This is a genomic window from Barrientosiimonas humi, from assembly GCF_006716095.1.
In the GTDB taxonomy this organism is placed as follows: domain Bacteria; phylum Actinomycetota; class Actinomycetes; order Actinomycetales; family Dermatophilaceae; genus Barrientosiimonas; species Barrientosiimonas humi.
Genome location: NZ_VFOK01000001.1, coordinates 2,462,211 through 2,479,316, shown reverse-complemented (window position 1 = coordinate 2,479,316; position 17,106 = coordinate 2,462,211). Strand labels below are relative to the sequence as shown.

The window sequence follows — 17,106 nt, the reverse complement described above, 5'->3', positions numbered from 1 at the left end:
GCACGTAACCCGGTTTCATGCGTTGTGGGGGTGGGTCAGCCGCAGGGGGCGAGGCCGCGGGCGACCTTGAGCCCGACCACCCGGCGTACGGCCGCGTCGACCTGCTTGGCGAACGCCGGGTCGGTCGATGAGCGGGCGAGCAGCGCCTGGGTCATCGGTCCCGCGTCCGCGGCCCGCCCGGTGAGCAGGATGTCGCCGCCGGCGGCGACGAACCGGGTGGCCCGCTCGCCGACCGGCACCCCGGAGAGCGCCTTGGCGTTGAGGTCGTCGGTGATCACGACGCCGCCGAAGCCGAGCTGGCCGCGCAGCACGTCGGTGATCATCGTGCGCGAGAAGACGGCCTGGTTGTCGGCGTCGATCTTGGGGTAGCGCGCCGACGACATCATCACCAGCTCCGAGCCGGCCTGGATGCCCTGCCGGAACGGCCCGAGGTAGGGGTCGCTGCGGGTCGCGACCGAGTCGTCGGTGCCCTCGGCGGTGAAGTCGGTGTTGCCGGTGACCCGGCCGAGGCCCGGGAAGTGCTTCAGCGTGGTGGCGACGCCGCCGGCGTGCATGCCGCGCACGAGGTCCTGCACCGCCGGCCCGACGGCGGCGGGGTCGGAGCCGTACTGCCGCCCGTGCCGCCCGATCGGCTGGTTGGCCTCGCCGATCGACGTCGGCACCGTGTCGGCGACCGGCGCGAGGTTGACGTTGACCCCGACCTTGTCGAGCAGCGAACCCACCTGCCTGCCGTACGCCTGCCGCTGGGCGGGCGCGGCCCGCCCCTGCTCCACGGCCGGGGGCAGTCGCGGGGTCGAGGGGTCGCGCAGCTGCCAGACCGCGCCGCCCTCCTGGTCGGCCGCCACCAGCAACCGCAGCCCGCCGGTGCTCTCCGGGCCGACCGCGCGCTGCAGCTCGGCGGAGGTGCGCGACACCAGGTCGTTGCCCTCCCAGCCGCCGAGGTAGAGCACGTTGCCGACGTTGTGCTCGCGCACCACCGACGTCACGCTCGAGGCGGGGCTGCCGGCCTGCAACCCGACCATCACGAGCTGGCCGACGCGCTGGTCGGGCGTGAGCCGCGCGACGATCCGGTCGGCGCAGCCGTTGCTGCTGGTCGCCGAGCTCTGGCTGCTACCAGGCGAGCTCGCCGATCCGGGTGCAGAGTCGGTGGTCGCCGACGGGTCGGCGGAGGAGGCCCCGGGGGTCGACGCGGCCGGCGACGACGAGCCCGCCGGTCCCGACCCGGGTGCGGCGGGCGTACCTCCCGAACCCGGGCTCGACGCCGACTCCGACGACCCGTCGCCGGAGGTGCATCCGGTGGCGACCAGGGCCACGGCGCTGACGAGCACGAGCAGTCGGGTGGGGCGCATGGCCCCCACGGTAACCAGCGAGACGCCTCTCGCCGGCGTCACGCTCCGCCGCCCGCCGCTCCGCCGCCTCTCGCCGCCCTCACGGACCGCTCACCAGCAGCGCCACCTGGGTGCTGCCGGCGCGGGTGAGCACGCAGGTGGCCGAGGCGTCGCCCTTGAGCCGCAGCTGCCGCCGCAGCTGGTCGGGCTCGATGCTCACGCCACGCTTCTTGACGGTGAGGCGCCCGACGCCCCGGTCGCGCAGCGCCGCCCGGAGCCGCTTGACGTTGAACGGCATCGCCTCGGTCACGACGAACCGCCGCGCCCACGGCAGCCGCACCTCGCGCTGCGCCACGACGTAGCCGACCCCCGGCGCCAGCTCGCGGCCCCCGGTCGCGTTGACCAGCGCGCCCACCAGCCCGGCGCGGATGACGGCCCGGTCGGGCTCGTACAGATAGCTGCCCGTCGCGGGCACGTCGGGGCTCTCGGTGGTCGCGCCGGCCGCCATCTTCTCGGTGACGAGCGCGTCGACCCGCGGCCCGAGCACGTGCGCGGTGCGCCCGGCGGTGCGCGCGAGCGCCCCCCACCACAGCGCGCACTCGACGACCTCGCCGTCGTAGGAGGTCCACGCCGCCTCGGCGCCCGGCGGCACCTGCGCGTGCGGGAACGCCGGCGACAGCTTGGCGCCCGCGGCCGGCACCGCCCCGGCGAGGGTGCGCACCGTCTCCCAGGTCGGGCTGATCTCCTCGAGCCGGAACACCCGCCGGGTGCGGCCGGTCACGTCGGCGACGCCGGGCACGCGGCGGGCGGGGTCGAGCCACAGACCGAGCCCGCGGGCCGCCTCGCCGCGCGGCAGGACGACGTCCTCGGCGAGCCCGGTCTCGACGGTCGAGCGCGGCCACGGGCGCAGGTTGGCGGCAGCGATCAGCGCGGTGGTCTCGTCGGCGTCGCGGGCGTCGACGCGCAGGCCGGCGCGGGCGTACGCCATCGCGTCGGACCCGATGCCGCACCCGAGGTCGAGCACCCGCGAGACGCCGGCGTCGCGGAAGCGCCGGGCGTGGTGGTCGGCGACCGCGCGCCGGGTCGCCTGCTCCAGCCCGTCCTGGGTCAGCAGCATCTCGGCGGCGTCGGGCCCGAGCTTGTCGACGGCCGCCGCCCGCAGCCGCGACTGGGTCAGCGCGGCGGCCACCAGGTCGGCGTCGAACCCGGCCGCGCGCAGCCGCTCGCCGAGCGCGAGCGCGCCCGCCGGGTCGTACGGCGGCAGCGACTGCAGCAGGCCCCACCCCTCTCCCGAGGTGAGCCTGTGCACCAGAGCCGGGTCCATGGGTGCCATCCTGGCGCACGACCGAATCGCAGACGACCGCGCACGGAGGCACCGGATGACGCGCCTGATCGCGACCCCGGCGCGGCTGGTCGTCACCGCCTACGCGCTGGCCGTGATCGTCGGCAGCCTGCTGCTCCTGCTGCCGATCGCGACGACCCAGCCGGGCAGCGGCTCGGTGTCGGCGGCGATCTTCACCGCGGTCAGCGCGGTGTGCATCACGGGCCTGACCACGGTGGACACCGCGACCTACTGGACCCCCTTCGGGCAGGTGGTCATCGCGGCGCTCATCCAGATCGGCGGGCTCGGGATCATGACGCTCGCGACGCTGCTGGCGCTCGCGGTGCGCGGCCGGCTCGGTCAGCGCGACCGCCAGCTCGCGGCGGCCGACACGCACAGCACCCACCTCGGCGACGTGCGCCAGGTCGTGGGCCGGGTGGTGCGCTGGTTCCTGCTGCTGGAGCTGGCCGTCTTCTGCTTCCTGCTCGTGCGCTTCCGGCAGGCGTACGACGGTGACTGGGGCACCGCCGCCTGGCACGCGTTCTTCCACGCCATCTCCAGCGTCAACAACGCCGGCTTCGCGCTCTACTCCGACAGCCTGGTGAGCTTCGCGACCGACCTGTGGCTCATCGGCGTCATCTCGGGTGCGGCCATCCTCGGGGGCATCGGCTACCCGGTGGTGTTCGAGGTGTGGCGACGCTGGCGTACGCCCCACCGCTGGTCGCTGCACACCCGCCTCACCGTGGCCGGCACGGTCGCGCTGCTCGCGATCGGGTTCGTCGCGTTCCTCGCGCTGGAGTGGACCAACCGCGACACGCTCGGTCCGATGTCGGTGGGTGGCAAGCTCGTCGGTGCGCTCGGCGGCACGGCCTTCCCCCGCACGGTGGGCTTCAACTCGATCGACTACGCCTCCGCGCAGGAGGAGACGTTGCTCGTGACCAGCGTGCTCATGTTCATCGGCGGCGGCAGCGCAGGCACTGCGGGCGGCATCAAGATCACGACGTTCCTCGTGCTGGCCGGTGCGATGTGGGCCGAGATCCGCGGCGAGCGCGACGCGGTCATGTCGCACCGCTCGATCAGCTCGCACACGGTGCGCCAGGCGCTGACCGTCGCGCTCGGTGGCGTGGCGCTGGTCGCGGGCGGGGCGATGGTGCTCATGCTGCTGGCCGGGCTGCCGCTCAGCCTCGCGATGTTCGAGGCCTCGTCGGCCTTCGCCACGGTGGGTCTGTCGGCGGGGGTCACCCCCACGCTCGACGTCCCCTCGCAGGTCGTGCTGATGCTGCTGATGTTCGTCGGACGCGTCGGACCCATTACCTTCGCGACATCGATGGCGCTGCGCGCCCAGCACCGCCACCGCCGTTACCGCCTCCCCGAAGAACGGCCGATCATCGGATGAGCGAAGGAAAGTCGCGCAGCCTGCTCACCACGCCTGCCCGGATGGTGGTGACCGCCTACCTGTCCGCCATCGCGGTCGGGACCACGCTGCTGCTCATGCCGTTCGCGACGGTCGGGCCGGGCAACGCTCCGGTCGTGACCGCGCTGTTCACCGCCGTGTCGGGCGTGTGCATCACCGGCCTCACGACCGTCGACACCGGCACCTACTGGACCCCGTTCGGCCAGGGCGTGATCCTGCTGCTGGTCCAGCTCGGTGGCCTCGGGATCGTCACGCTCGGCACGCTCACCGCGCTGTTCGTGCGCGGCCGGCTCGGCATCCGCGACCGGATGGCCGCCCAGCGCGACGCGCACACGCTGAGCGTCGGGGACGTACGCCTGCTGCTGGCCCGCATCGTCCGGCTGTTCCTGCTGCTGGAGCTGGTCGTGGTCACCTGCCTGGTGCTGCGCTTCCGGTTCGGCTACGACATGGTCTGGCCGACCGCGCTGTGGCAGGGGATCTTTCACGGGGTCTCGGGCGCCAACTCGGCCGGCTTCTCGCTGTGGCCGGACAGCGTCTCGCGCTACGTCGGCGACATCATGATCATCGGGCCGCTGTGCTTCGGGATCTTCGTCGGCGGCCTGGGCTACCCGGTGCTGTTCGAGCTGCGCAACAAGTGGCGCAAGCCCGACTCCTGGTCGGTGCACACCCGGCTGACCGTCTACGGCTCGCTGGCGCTGTTCAGCATCGGGTTCGTCTCGTTCGCAGCGTTCGAGTGGGCCAACCCCGGCACCCTCGGCCCGCTGTCGGTGTACGACAAGGGCGTGGGCGCGCTCGCCGGCGCCGTCTTCCCGCGCACCGCCGGGTTCAACTCGGTCGACTACACGCTGATCTCCGACGAGTCGATGGTCACCCACCTGGTGCTGATGTTCATCGGCGGCGGCAGCGCCGGCACCGCCGGCGGCATCAAGATCACGACGTTCCTGATCCTGCTGTTCGTCATGGTCGCCGAGATCCGCGGCGAGAAGGACGTCATCTTCGCCCACCGCCGCATCCCCGAGGACGTGCAGCGCCAGGCGCTCACCATCGCCCTCGGCGGCGTCGCGTGCGTGGTCGCCGGCACCATCGCGCTCACCCTGTTCACCGACCAGCCGCTCAACCGGGTCGTCTTCGAGGCGATGTCGGCGTTCTGCACGGTCGGGCTGTCCGCCAACGTGACCACCGGCCTCAACGCGCCGGCGCAGGTCGTGCTCATGGTGTTGATGTTCATCGGCCGAGTCGGCACGATCACCGTGGTCACCTCGTTGGCCCTCAACCGGCGGCACCGCCGCTACCGCCTCGCCGACGAGCGCCCCATCGTCGGTTGACCCCGGAAGGACACCATGGCGTTCCGCAAACCCCCGAGCCCCGGTGACCGGGCCGTGCTCGTCGTCGGCCTCGGCCGGTTCGGCGCAGCCACCGCCCGCAGCCTCATCGACCAGGGCTGGGACGTCGTCGCGATCGACGAGAACCCCGAGCTGGTGCAGAAGTTCGCCGACGATCTGACCTACACCGCGGTCGTCGACTCCACCGACCCCGAGGCGCTGCGCCAGGTCGGCGTCGCCGAGTTCGAGCGGGGCATCGTCGCGATCGGCACCGACGTCGAGGCGAGCGTGCTGACCGTGGTCAACCTCGCCGACCTGGGCGTCACCGACATCTGGGCCAAGGCGATCACCAAGCAGCACGGCAAGATCCTCGAGCGCATCGGCGCCCGGCACGTCGTCTACCCCGAGTCGGCGATGGGCGAGCGGGTGGCGCACATGATCTCCGGGTCGCTGTCGGACTACCTGGAGTTCGACGACGGCTTCGCCATCGCCCGCACCGCCGCCCCGCGCTGGGCGTGGGACAAGTCGCTCGCCGACGTCGCGCTGCGCACCAAGTTCGGCGTCACCGTGGTGGGTGTGAAGAAGGTCCGCGAGGACTTCGAGTACGCCCGCCCCGAGACCGTGGTCGAGCGCGACCACGAGCTCGTGGTCGCCGGCCCGACGGACAAGGTCGAGCTGTTCAGCACCGAGGCCGCCCGCGGGCGCGCCTGAGCGCTTACGCTGCCGAAGACGTACGGCACAACCCTGGAAGCCGGACGCCCCCTGGAGGTCTCGTGCGCGACATCGTCGTCTTCTCCGGCTCGGCCCACCCTGCGCTCGCCCGCAGCATCTGCGCCCACCTCGGGGTGCGGCTCAGCGAGGTCGACATCAAGCGCTTCAGCAACGACTGCCTGCAGGTGCAGCTGCTCGCCAACTGCCGCCAGCGCGACGTCTACATCGTGCAGTCGCTGGTGCCGCCGACGCAGGAGCACCTCATGGAGCTGCTGCTCATGGTCGACGCCGCCAAAGGCGCCTCGGCCGCCCAGGTGACCGCGGTGATCCCGCACTTCGCGTACGCCCGCTCGGACAAGAAGGACGCGTCGCGCATCTCGCTCGGCGGCCGGCTCGTGGCCGACATGCTCGCCACGGCGGGGGTCAACCGGGTGATCACGATGGCGCTGCACGCGCCGCAGGTGCACGGGTTCTTCTCGGTGCCGGTCGACCACCTCACCGCCATCGGCGTGCTCGCCGACCACTTCCGCGGGCAGGACCTGACCGACACCGTCGTGGTCTCGCCCGACCTCGGCAACGCCAAGACCGCCACCCAGTTCGCGCGGCTGCTGGGGCTCCCGGTCGCGGCCGGCAGCAAGCAGCGCAAGGCCGACGACAAGGTCGTCATCGACGCGATCGTCGGCGACGTCGCGGGCAAGCGCGCGATCGTGCTCGACGACGAGATCGCCACCGGCGGCTCGATCATCGAGCTGCTGGAGCGGCTCAAGGACTTCGGCTCGACCGAGGCCGCGGTGGCGTGCACGCACGGGCTGTTCGCCGGGCCGGCGGTCCAGCGGCTGCAGGGGCACCCGATGATCCGCGAGGTGGTGACCACCGACACCGTGCCCGCCCCCGAGGGCTGGCCGCAGCTGCAGGTGCGCTCGATCGCCACGCTGTTCGCCGAGGCCATCGCCCGCAGCCATGCTGGCGAGTCGGTCTCCAGCCTGTTCGACGGCGTCGACCCGACGCACGGGCCGCCGCCGCAGACGCTGCCGCTGGGCTGAGCCCCGTGCGGGGTGGTGCGGGCTCGTGCCCGCGCCGGGCGACGGCGTACGAAATCGTCGTTCGGCACACCCCTTTGGTGGTTCGATGACCCGGTGAGCACCGAAGCCCAGACCAGCACGCCCCGTTGGAAGCTCGTCGGTCCAGGGCTGGTGGTTGCGGCCACCGGCGTCGGCGCGGCCGACCTGGTCGCGACGCTGATCGCCGGGCAGAAGTACGGCTACGCGCTGCTGTGGGCGGTCGTCGTCGGCTGCCTCATGAAGATCGTGCTCGTCGAGGGCGCCGGGCGGTACTCCCTCGCGACGGGCAAGACGATCTACGAGGGTTGGTCCACCCTCGGCACCTGGACGCACATCTACTTCGTGCCGTACATCGTCGTGTGGGGCTTCGTCTACGGCGCCGCCGCGATGGCCGGAACGGGGCTGCCGCTGCACTCGCTGTTCCCCTTCCTCAGCGTCAAGGTGTGGGGCATCGCCTGCGGGCTGATCGGTCTCGCGCTGGTGTGGATGGGCCGGTACTCCCTGTTCGAGAAGATCTGCGCCGCGCTGGTCGCGCTGATGTTCGTGACGATGGTGGGCGCGGCGATCCGCACGCTGCCCAACCTCGGCGAGCTGGTCGCGGGTCTGGTGCCGACGATCCCCGAGGGCGGTGTGGTCAACATGCTCGCGGTCGGCGGAGGCGTCGGGGGCACGATCACGCTGGCGGCCTACGGCTACTGGATCCGCGAGAAGGGCTGGACCGACGAGCGGTCGATGGGGGTCATGCGGCTCGACAACCGGGTGGCCTACCTGGTCACCGGCATCTTCGTGGTCGCCACGCTGATCGTCGGGGCCGAGCTGCTCTACTCCGCGCGGATCGCGGTCAGCACCGGCGACCAGGGGCTGCTCGACCTGTCCGGCGTGCTCGCCGACCGCTACGGCGAGTGGTTCGGGAAGCTGTTCCTCGTCGGGTTCTTCTCCGCGGCCATGTCGTCGCTGATCGGCGTGTGGAACGGCGTCTCGCTGATGTTCGCCGACCTCGTCGGCCACCTGAAGGGGCTCAGCCAGGACGACCCCGAGCGGCGCGCGGGCGGGAAGTGGTACCGGGCGTACATCCTGTGGCTGACGATCCCGCCCATCGTCCTGGTGATGTTCGGGCGGCCGGTCTGGCTGATCCTGGCGTACGGCGTGCTCGGCGCGTTCTTCATGCCGTTCCTCGCGGTCACGCTGCTGTGGCTGCTCAACACCGACCGGGTGCCGGCGCGCTGGCGCAACGGCTGGTGGTCCAACCTGCTGATGGTGCTGTGCGCCGCGGCGTTCGTCTGGCTGGCCGCGACCGAGATCCAGAAGGCGATCAGCTAGCCCGGCTCGCGGGGGTGTGTGGCTCGTCGTCGCCGGAACCCCCACGTCGGGCTCGGCGTCGCAACGGTCATGACCCCCGCCTCCGTCGCCTCGACGGACTCCGAGACGCCCGCGCCACGACGGCGTACGTCGTCGCGGGCTCTGGTGGGTCTGCTCGTCGTCGCGCTCGTGGCCGGCGGTGGGTGGTGGTTGTGGAACGACCAGTGGCGCGACCGCGCGCCGGTGGGCGTGCTGCCGGGCAGCTGCAGGTGTTCGCCGAGCGCGAGGCGTCGGCACGCTTCCGGTTGCCGGACGGGCGGGAGATGGTCGTCAGCACCCAGGTCGGCGTCGAGTCCGACGGGAGCGTGCGACCACCCCGAGGCGGCCGACTGGTCGAGACCCAGTGGCGCATCACTGACCAGAACGGCGTGCCCGCGCTGGTGCTCTATCAGGGCCAGGACCTGCAGCGGGTCGGCCTGCGCCTGGCGGCCGGCGGCCGGGAGGTCGACCTGGGTGGCGACGTCGCTGCCCAGGCCGACGAGGGCTCAGCCGTGCTGGCGCTGCCGGGTGACGTGGACGAGCTCACGGCGACGGTGTCGTACGCCGGGCGCAGGCAGTCGGTGGAGCTGTTCACCGGTCGCCGGGACGCGGGCTCGTTCCGCAGCCTCTACCGCGCTCGGGGGCGGACCAGCATCGACGTCCTCGACTCCCAGCTGCCCGAGTCCGGCAACGGCGGTCTGGTGTGGACCAGCTGGGTGACTGCGGGCTGGCAGCGGACGCCGTATGTCGCCGGTCGCGGCTGGGCGCCGACCGGTCGTGAGTGGGTGGTGGTCACCGATCCGGCGTTGGAGGTGACATCGATCTGGGGCCCGGGCGACCGCCGCACCCGGCTGGAGCCCCCGCAGCCGGTGTCGCCGGGGGGGAGTGTCGGCGTCGGGCGCGCGAGTCGTCTCCCCACCGGTGGAGCGGGTCCCGATCAGCATGAGATCCAGCAGCCTGAGCGTCGAGTTCCCCGAGGTCGTGCTGGACGCGCCCTACGGTGCGCCGGTGCGCGTGCGTCTCTGGGTCTCCACGCAGGTGGAGCGCGAGGGCGACGCCCCGCGGCGTGTCAGGTTCGAGCGGACCTGGGAGGTCCCGGCGGCGGTGGATCTGGCATGACCGCGACGAACGACTCCGGTCGCGCCGGGGACGGGCCGGCGCGCAGCGCGGCGCGGGCGTACGTCCGTCCCGTGGCGAAGGTGCTGCTCGTCGCCGCGGTCATCGGTGCTGTGCTGATCTGGCTGCGTCCGCCGGAGCTGGAGGCGGGGCAGCAGGTGCGCGGCAGTGCGGTCTCGATCCACAACGGCGGCAAGTCGAACGTCGCCCTGCCCGGTGGCGGCATCCTGCGGATCGAGGCGGGGACTGTGTCCGAGGTCCGCGACGGGGGATCGACGTTCACCGCCGACGTCGGGCGGCTCGTGGGCGTGACCTGGAGGGTTGACGCATCCCCCGTCGGTCCGGCGCCCTGGCCGGGTGCTGCGGCCGCCGAGCTGCGGGAGCCGGCCACCCGTCTGCTCCTGCGCGTCGGCGACCGCGTGTTCCCGGTTGCCGACGGCATCCGCAGCCTGCAGAGCAACGGCTCGGTGACGACGCGCGTGCCGGCCACGGGTGAGATCGCCGTGATCGCCGAGGCCGAGGGCCGCGAGCTGCCCGGTCGGTCAGCGGAGCCGCAGAGCGGCCTGGACCGGCGCTCCGAGGCGCCGGACTGCGTCCCCGACGGCGCCGACCCGGTCACGGTCGACGGGGTCCGGCTCGACCAGGTGGCGTGCGAGCTGCGGACGCGTCGGGGCCCGTGGGTCGCCGGACTCGGCTGGGCCCCGCAAGGTCAGGAGTGGCTGGTGGTCCGCGGCCTCGTGCGCACCGACCACACCGTCGGGTCGTGGGACGAGACCGAGGGATCGCCGACGTACTACCGCCTCGCCGCCGCTCCGGCTCTGCGGCTGTCGGTCAGCGGCGCCACGCCGCAGCGAGCCGCTCGTGACGCGGCGGGGCAGGCCGCCGGCGAGTCTGCGACCCCGAGCACCGCCTACCTCGTGCCGGTGTCGTCCGACGTCGAGGTCGCTCTGTCCGTCGCCTCCCGTGCGGTCAAGACCGATCTGGTCGGCCCGGCAGCTGCGGCGGCCCCGGAGGGTGTCGAGGTCGCGCTGCGCCAGATCGTCCGCATCCCCGGCGGCTGATCGACCAGTCACGAGGTCGGCGGGGGCGGGCGAGCGGGCGGCGCTCCGTGAGAGTGCACGACACGCCCATAGCACCGCCGCGCGAAGGGCGTGTCGTGCACTCTCACGGCGGTGGGCGGGCGGTGGCCGCGGCCTGCAGCCGTTGCGCACCTGACCGAGCCGCATGCCGCTCGGAAAACCGTTCGCGCCGGTCGGTGCCACCGCCTAGCGTTGTCCCGCCATGCGCGACTTCCCGCCTCCCGTCGAGGCCTACCTCACCCCCGGTGCGTCCGAGCCCGACACCCGCTCGCCGATGCGCCTGCTGGGGTCGATGTTCCGCGCCCAGGGGAGCCTGGTGTGGATCGGCACCCTCATGTCGTGCATGTGGATGGTGCCGCAGGTCGTCGGGCCCTGGCTGGTCGGCTGGACCATCGACCAGGGCCTGGTCACCGGCGACACCGGAGCCACCGTGCGCGGTGTCGCCCTGCTGGCGGTCGTGACCGTGGTGGGTGCCTCGTTCGGCATCCTGTTCCACACCGTGATCGTGCGGCAGTGGCTGGTCGCGCTCTACGGCACCACCAGCCTCGTCACCCGCAAGTCGCTCAGCCTCGGCCACGTGCTCCCGCGCCGCACGCCCGCCGGCGAGGTGCTGTCGGTCTCGGGCAGCGACGGCGACCAGTTCGGCGCGCTCATGGAGATCACCGGGCGCACGATCTCCCAGCTGCTGGCCTACCTCGCGGTCGCGGTGATCGTGCTGCGCACGTCGGTCGAGCTCGGCCTGATCGTGCTGCTGGCCGCGCCGCTGCTCGTGGTGCTCGGCGCGCCCCTGCTGCGCCCGCTGCAGCGCTGGCGCGGCATCGAGCGCTCCCGCAACTCCGACCTCACCTCGCTGTCCACCGACATCGTGGCCGGGCTGCGCATCCTGCGCGGCATCGGCGGCGAGTCGACGTTCGGCGGCAACTTCACCGCCCAGTCGCAGCGCGTGCGAGAGGCCGGCACCCGCGCCGGCATCTGGCAGGCGTCGGTCGACGCGATGGGCGTGCTGCTCTCCGGGGCGTTCGTCGTGCTGCTGATGTGGCTCGGCGTGCGCGACGTCGCGACCGGCGAGCTCACCGTCGGCCAGCTGGTCAGCCTCCTCGGCTACGCCGTGATGCTCATCGAGCCGATGCGCACCTTCGTGGAGTTCGCCCAGAAGCTCACCCGCGCCCACGTGTCGGCGACGAAGGCCCGCGCGGTGCTCTCGCAGCAGGCGCCGTGGGTGTCCCCGGTGGACCCGCTGGAGCTGCCGGGCGAGGCGACGATCGTCGACGAGGCCTCCGGCACCCGCATCGAGCCCGGCCGACTCACCATGCTCGTCTCGGCGGTGCCCGACGACACCGCGGCGCTGGCCGACCGCCTCGGCCGATACCTCCCCAAGGACGCCGAGGCCCAGGTCAGCGAGGAGCTGCCCGAGCACCTGCGCGGCCGCGCCGCGCGCAAGGAGCGGGCCGAGCGGGCCCGCCGCCGCGCCGAGCAGGAGCGGGCCGACCGCGAGCGCGCCGCGCGCCCGTGGGGCGTCACCGTCGGCGGCGTCGACGTCTCCCGGGTGCCGCTCGAGCGATACCGCCACCAGGTGGTCGTGAGCGACGCGACGCCGCAGATCTTCGCCGGCACCCTGCAGTCGGCCGTCGACCCGTGGGGGCACGCCTCGCGCGCGCAGGCCGAGCGCGCGCTGCACACCGCCGCTGCCGAAGACGTCTTCGACGCCGTGCCCGGCGGCTGGGGCGGGCGCGTCGACGAGAACGGCCGCGGCCTGTCCGGCGGTCAGCGCCAGCGGCTGGTCCTGGCCCGGGCGCTCACCGCCGACCCCGAGGTGCTGGTGCTCGTCGAACCCACCTCGGCCGTCGACGCCCACACCGAGGCACGCATCGCCGAGCGGCTGGCCGAGCACCGGCGCGGCCGCACCACGGTGGTCGTCACCGCGTCGCCGCTGCTGCTGCACCACGCCGACGAGGTCGTGCTGGTCGCCGGCGGCCGCGAGGTCGCCCGCGGCAACCACGCCGACCTGCTGGCCGGCAACCCCGACTACCGCGCCACCGTCGTCCGCGGCGACGACGCCGAACCCGCCGAGCCCGTCGAGGAGGTGACGCAGCCATGAGCCACACCAGCACTCGTACGTCCTCCGAGCCCGAGCGCACCGGCCTGCCCGCGCAGATCGCGGCCGAGTCGGCGCGCACCTGGAGCGACAGCACGACCCGGGCGGGGGAGGAGCCGGTCCCCGAGCTGCTCACCCACCGCCCCGGCGGAGGTCCGCTGCCGCGTGCGCGGGCGCTGCGCCGCCGTCACCTGCTGCGTGCCGAGCGCGCCCAGGACTTCGCCCGCGAGCTGCGCGAGCCGCACGGCGGGCTGCCCGTCGCCACCGCGCGCCAGGTCGTCCGGTTCGTCGGCGGCCTGCTGGCCGAGCGCCGCCGTCTCGGGCTGCTGCTCGTGCTCGCCAACGTGCTCGCCGCCGCGGCCGGACTGCTGGTCCCGCTGCTGCTCGGCCGCCTGGTCGACTCCGCGATTGCCGACATCGGCCGCGGGGCCGTCTCCTCGGCGATCGCCGCCGCCGACGAGATGGCGCTGCTGGTCGCGGTCGTCGTGGTCGCGCAGGCCGCACTCACCTTCGTCGCCAAGGCCACCGCCGCCCGGCTGGGTCAGGGCATCCTCGCGACCGCCCGCGAGCGGATCACGCGCGACATCCTGCACCTGCCGCTGTCGCGGGTGGAGTCGGCGACGTCCGGCGACCTGGTCACCCGCGTCACCCGCGACGCCGGCACCATGAGCGACTCGGTGGCCTGGGCGCTGCCGGAGTCGGTGTTCGCGCTGATCACCGTGGCGCTCGCGCTGGTCGCGATGGTCATCAACTCCCCGCTGCTCGCGCTCACCACGATCGTCCCGATGGCGCTCGCGATGCTGCAGATCCGGCGATACCTGCGCCGCGCGCCCGCCGGCTACCTCACCGAGGCCGGCAGCTACGCCCGGATCAACACGACCCTCACCGAGACCGTCACCGGCGCGCGCACCGTCGAGGCGCTCGGCCTCACCGAGCGGCGCCTCGGCCGCGGCCGCGCCGACCTCGACGTGTCCAGCGAGGCCGAGCGCTACACCATGTCGCTGCGCAACCTGCTGTTCGTCGCCATGGACCTGGCGTTCAGCCTCCCCCGGGTCTTCGTGCTCGCGATGGGCGCGATCGCGTACGCCAGGGGCTGGGTCTCGATCGGACAGATCACCACGGCGATCCTCTACACGGGGATGATCTGGGGCCCGTTCGACATGCTCGTCGCCACGGTCGACCGGGTGCAGGTCGGCATCGCCTCGACCGCGCGACTGCTCGGCATCTCCACGGTGCCGCGCGACCGCGACGAGGGGCAGGAGCGCCCCGACGGTGTCGCGCTCGCGGGGCGCGACCTGCGCTACGCCTACCGCGAGGGTCACGACGTGCTGCACGGCATCGACCTGGAGCTGCGCACGGGGGAGCGGCTCGCGATCGTCGGTCCGAGCGGGTCGGGCAAGTCGACGCTCGGGCGGCTGCTCGCCGGCATCCACGGCCCGCGCACCGGCAGCGTGCAGGTCGGGGGAGTCGAGCTCACCCGGCTGCCGCTGCCGCTGCTGCGCCGCGAGGTCGCCCTGGTCACCCAGGAGCACCACATCTTCATCGGCACGATCCGCGACAACCTGATGCTGGGCCGCGAGGGCGCGAGCGACGACGAGCTGCTGACGGCGCTGGACGCCGTCGACGCGCGCGGCTGGGTCGAGCAGCTGCCCGAGGGCCTCGGCACCAAGGTCGGCTCCGGCAACCTGGAGCTGTCGCCCGGCCGCGCCCAGCAGGTCGCGCTGGCCCGGCTGGTGCTCGCCGACCCGCACACCATCGTGCTCGACGAGGCCACCTCGCTCATCGACCCGCGCACCGCTCGCCACCTCGAGGGGTCGATGAACGCGCTGCTCACCGGCCGCACGGTCGTCGCGATCGCGCACCGGCTGCACACCGCGCACGACGCCGACCGGATCGCGGTGGTGATCGACGGGCGCATCGCCGAGCTCGGCTCGCACGACGAGCTGCTGGCGCGCGACGGCGAGTACGCCGCGCTCTGGCGGGCCTGGACCACCTGAGCCGGTCGTACGGCCGGGGGCGCAGCCGGGGTGCACCGCAGACGAATTTCTGGCACTCGAGTTGACCGAGTGCTAACGCCCGCCTAGATTCAGTTCTGGCACTCGCCAGGGGCAAGTGCCAGCCCCGACCGCACAGCGCGACCCCCGCGACGGCGCGCCACCGGTCTTGGCTCTGACCCCGGGCGAGCAGGACGGATCCCTGCTGCTTCGCGCAGCGCACCTCACAAGGAAGGTCACACCGTGTCGGTGAACATCAAGCCGCTCGAGGACCGCATCGTCGTCAAGTCGGTCGAGGCCGAGCAGACGACCGCGTCCGGTCTGGTCATCCCGGACACCGCCAAGGAGAAGCCCCAGGAGGGCGAGGTCCTGGCGATCGGTCCCGGTCGCATCGACGACAACGGCCAGCGGGTGCCGCTGGACGTCAAGGTCGGCGACAAGGTCATCTACAGCAAGTACGGCGGCACCGAGGTGAAGTACGGCGGCGACGAGCTGCTCATCCTCTCGGCTCGCGACGTGCTCGCGGTCGTCGGCTGACGACTCCTGACTTCTCGACGCGCCCCGGGCGCCCCGTCCGGGTGCCCCGGGGCGTCGTCGTCCCCGCGGTGAGCGGCGCAGCCTGCGCCCGCCGCGCCCGAATCTGATCGACCCGAAAGGAAATCCACAACATGGCCAAGCAGCTGGAGTTCAACGACTCCGCTCGCAAGTCGCTCGAGCGGGGCGTCGACGCCCTCGCCAACGCCGTGAAGGTCACGCTCGGCCCCAAGGGTCGCAACGTCGTGATCGACAAGAAGTGGGGTGCCCCCACGATCACCAACGACGGCGTCACCATCGCTCGCGAGGTCGAGCTGGAGGACCCGTACGAGAACCTCGGTGCGCAGCTCGCCAAGGAGGCCGCCACCAAGACCAACGACATCGCCGGTGACGGCACGACGACCGCCACGGTCCTCGCCCAGGCCCTGGTCAAGGAGGGCCTGCGCAACGTCGCGGCCGGCGCGGCGCCCGGTGGTGTCAAGCGCGGCATCGACAAGGCCGTCGACGCGATGAACGAGCGGCTGCTGCAGAACGCCCGCGCGGTCGAGGGCAAGAGCGAGATTGCCCAGGTCGCGACCGGTTCGGCCCAGGACGAGACCATCGGCGGGCTCATCGCCGACGCGTTCGACAAGGTCGGCAAGGACGGCGTGATCACCGTCGAGGAGTCCTCGAGCACGGTCACCGAGCTGGACTTCACCGAGGGCATGCAGTTCGACAAGGGCTACCTGTCGCAGTACTTCGTGACCGACCCCGAGCGCATGGAGGCCGTCCTCGAGGACGCCTACATCCTCATCAACCAGGGCAAGATCGGCTCGATCGCCGACCTGCTGCCGCTGCTGGAGAAGGTCGTCCAGTCCGGCAAGCCGCTGCTGATCATCGCCGAGGACGTCGAGGGCGAGGCCCTGTCGACCCTGGTCGTCAACAAGATCCGCGGCACGTTCAACGTCGCCGCGGTCAAGGCGCCCGGCTTCGGCGACCGCCGCAAGGCGATGCTGCAGGACATTGCGATCCTGACCGGCGGTCAGGTCATCGCCGAGGAGGTCGGCCTCAAGCTCGACCAGGCCGACCTCGACGTGCTGGGCCAGGCCCGCCGCGTCGTCCTCACCAAGGACACCACCACGATCATCGACGGCGCCGGCGACAACGACGCGGTCGAGGGCCGGGTCAAGGAGCTCAAGGCCGAGATCGAGCGCACCGACTCCGACTGGGACCGCGAGAAGCTGCAGGAGCGCCTGGCCAAGCTCGCCGGCGGTGTCTGCGTGATCCGCGTGGGTGCGCACACCGAGGTGGAGCTCAAGGAGAAGAAGCACCGCATCGAGGACGCCATCTCGGCGACCCGCGCGGCCATCGAGGAGGGCATCGTCGCCGGCGGCGGCTCGGCCCTCATCCACGCCGCCGCGGCGCTGGACGACCTGTCGCTCGAGGGCGACGAGGCCACCGGTGTCGCGATCGTGCGCAAGGCGGTCGCCGAGCCGCTGCGCTGGATCGCCGAGAACGCCGGGCTCGAGGGCTACGTCGCCGTCGCGCGCGTCGGCGAGCTGGGCATCGGCAGCGGCCTCAACGCCGCCACCGGTGAGTACGGCGACCTGGTCAAGGCCGGGATCATCGACCCGGTCAAGGTCACCCGCTCCGCGCTGCGCAACGCCGCGTCCATCGCGTCGATGGTGCTCACCACCGACACGCTGGTCGTCGACAAGCCGGAGGAAGAGGAGCCGGCGGCTGCCGGCCACGGCCACAGCCACTGACCTCTTGGTCCGACGGGTCGGCCCCGGTGCGCGCTCGCGCACCGGGGC

At 72.8% G+C, this 17,106-nt stretch carries 12 protein-coding genes; 10 read left to right on the top strand and 2 right to left on the bottom strand.

Features of this window, described 5'->3' with window-relative positions:
• Positions 1 to 35 precede the first annotated feature (35 nt).
• Positions 36 to 1,349 (bottom strand): glycoside hydrolase family 3 N-terminal domain-containing protein, encoded by a 1,314-nt coding sequence (locus tag FB554_RS11605; protein WP_142006249.1) that lies wholly within the window; start codon positions 1,347 to 1,349, stop codon positions 36 to 38.
• A gap of 79 nt (positions 1,350 to 1,428) precedes the next feature.
• Positions 1,429 to 2,652 carry a class I SAM-dependent methyltransferase gene (locus FB554_RS11600; RefSeq protein WP_142006247.1) on the bottom strand — a complete coding sequence of 408 codons (1,224 nt, stop codon included), beginning with the start codon at positions 2,650 to 2,652 and terminating at the stop codon, positions 1,429 to 1,431.
• Between the two features lie 55 nt (positions 2,653 to 2,707).
• Between FB554_RS11600 and FB554_RS11595 the strand changes: the two genes are divergently transcribed.
• The 10 genes from FB554_RS11595 to groL all read left to right on the top strand — a co-directional run bounded on the left by FB554_RS11595 (position 2,708) and on the right by groL (position 17,058).
• Complete coding sequence (locus FB554_RS11595; protein WP_142006246.1) at positions 2,708 to 4,045, top strand: TrkH family potassium uptake protein; 1,338 nt, start codon at positions 2,708 to 2,710, stop codon at positions 4,043 to 4,045.
• Complete coding sequence (locus FB554_RS11590) at positions 4,042 to 5,388, top strand: TrkH family potassium uptake protein (RefSeq protein WP_170206859.1); 1,347 nt, start codon at positions 4,042 to 4,044, stop codon at positions 5,386 to 5,388. Before FB554_RS11595 ends, FB554_RS11590 begins: the two co-directional genes overlap by 4 nt.
• Before the next feature lie 15 nt (positions 5,389 to 5,403).
• Entirely contained in the window at positions 5,404 to 6,096 is a 693-nt protein-coding gene (locus FB554_RS11585) for a potassium channel family protein (RefSeq protein ID WP_142006244.1), read from the top strand.
• 62 nt (positions 6,097 to 6,158) lie between these two features.
• Positions 6,159 to 7,139 carry a ribose-phosphate diphosphokinase gene (locus FB554_RS11580; protein ID WP_142006242.1) on the top strand — a complete coding sequence of 327 codons (981 nt, stop codon included), beginning with the start codon at positions 6,159 to 6,161 and terminating at the stop codon, positions 7,137 to 7,139.
• Positions 7,140 to 7,232: 93 nt separating this feature from the next.
• A complete protein-coding gene (locus tag FB554_RS11575) occupies positions 7,233 to 8,477 on the top strand; it encodes an Nramp family divalent metal transporter (protein ID WP_142006240.1) in 1,245 nt (414 codons plus the stop codon).
• A gap of 1,133 nt (positions 8,478 to 9,610) precedes the next feature.
• Positions 9,611 to 10,672 (top strand): hypothetical protein, encoded by a 1,062-nt coding sequence (locus FB554_RS11570; protein WP_142006239.1) that lies wholly within the window; start codon positions 9,611 to 9,613, stop codon positions 10,670 to 10,672.
• Positions 10,673 to 10,892: 220 nt separating this feature from the next.
• A complete protein-coding gene (locus tag FB554_RS11565) occupies positions 10,893 to 12,788 on the top strand; it encodes an ABC transporter transmembrane domain-containing protein (RefSeq protein WP_142006237.1) in 1,896 nt (631 codons plus the stop codon).
• Complete coding sequence (locus FB554_RS11560) at positions 12,785 to 14,782, top strand: ABC transporter ATP-binding protein (RefSeq protein ID WP_142006235.1); 1,998 nt, start codon at positions 12,785 to 12,787, stop codon at positions 14,780 to 14,782. The genes FB554_RS11565 and FB554_RS11560 overlap by 4 nt, the downstream gene beginning before the upstream one ends.
• Before the next feature lie 240 nt (positions 14,783 to 15,022).
• Positions 15,023 to 15,316 (top strand): co-chaperone GroES, encoded by a 294-nt coding sequence (groES, locus tag FB554_RS11555; protein ID WP_142006233.1) that lies wholly within the window; start codon positions 15,023 to 15,025, stop codon positions 15,314 to 15,316.
• A 131-nt stretch (positions 15,317 to 15,447) separates the two neighbouring features.
• A complete protein-coding gene (gene groL, locus FB554_RS11550; protein ID WP_142006231.1) occupies positions 15,448 to 17,058 on the top strand; it encodes a chaperonin GroEL in 1,611 nt (536 codons plus the stop codon).
• Positions 17,059 to 17,106 lie beyond the last annotated feature (48 nt).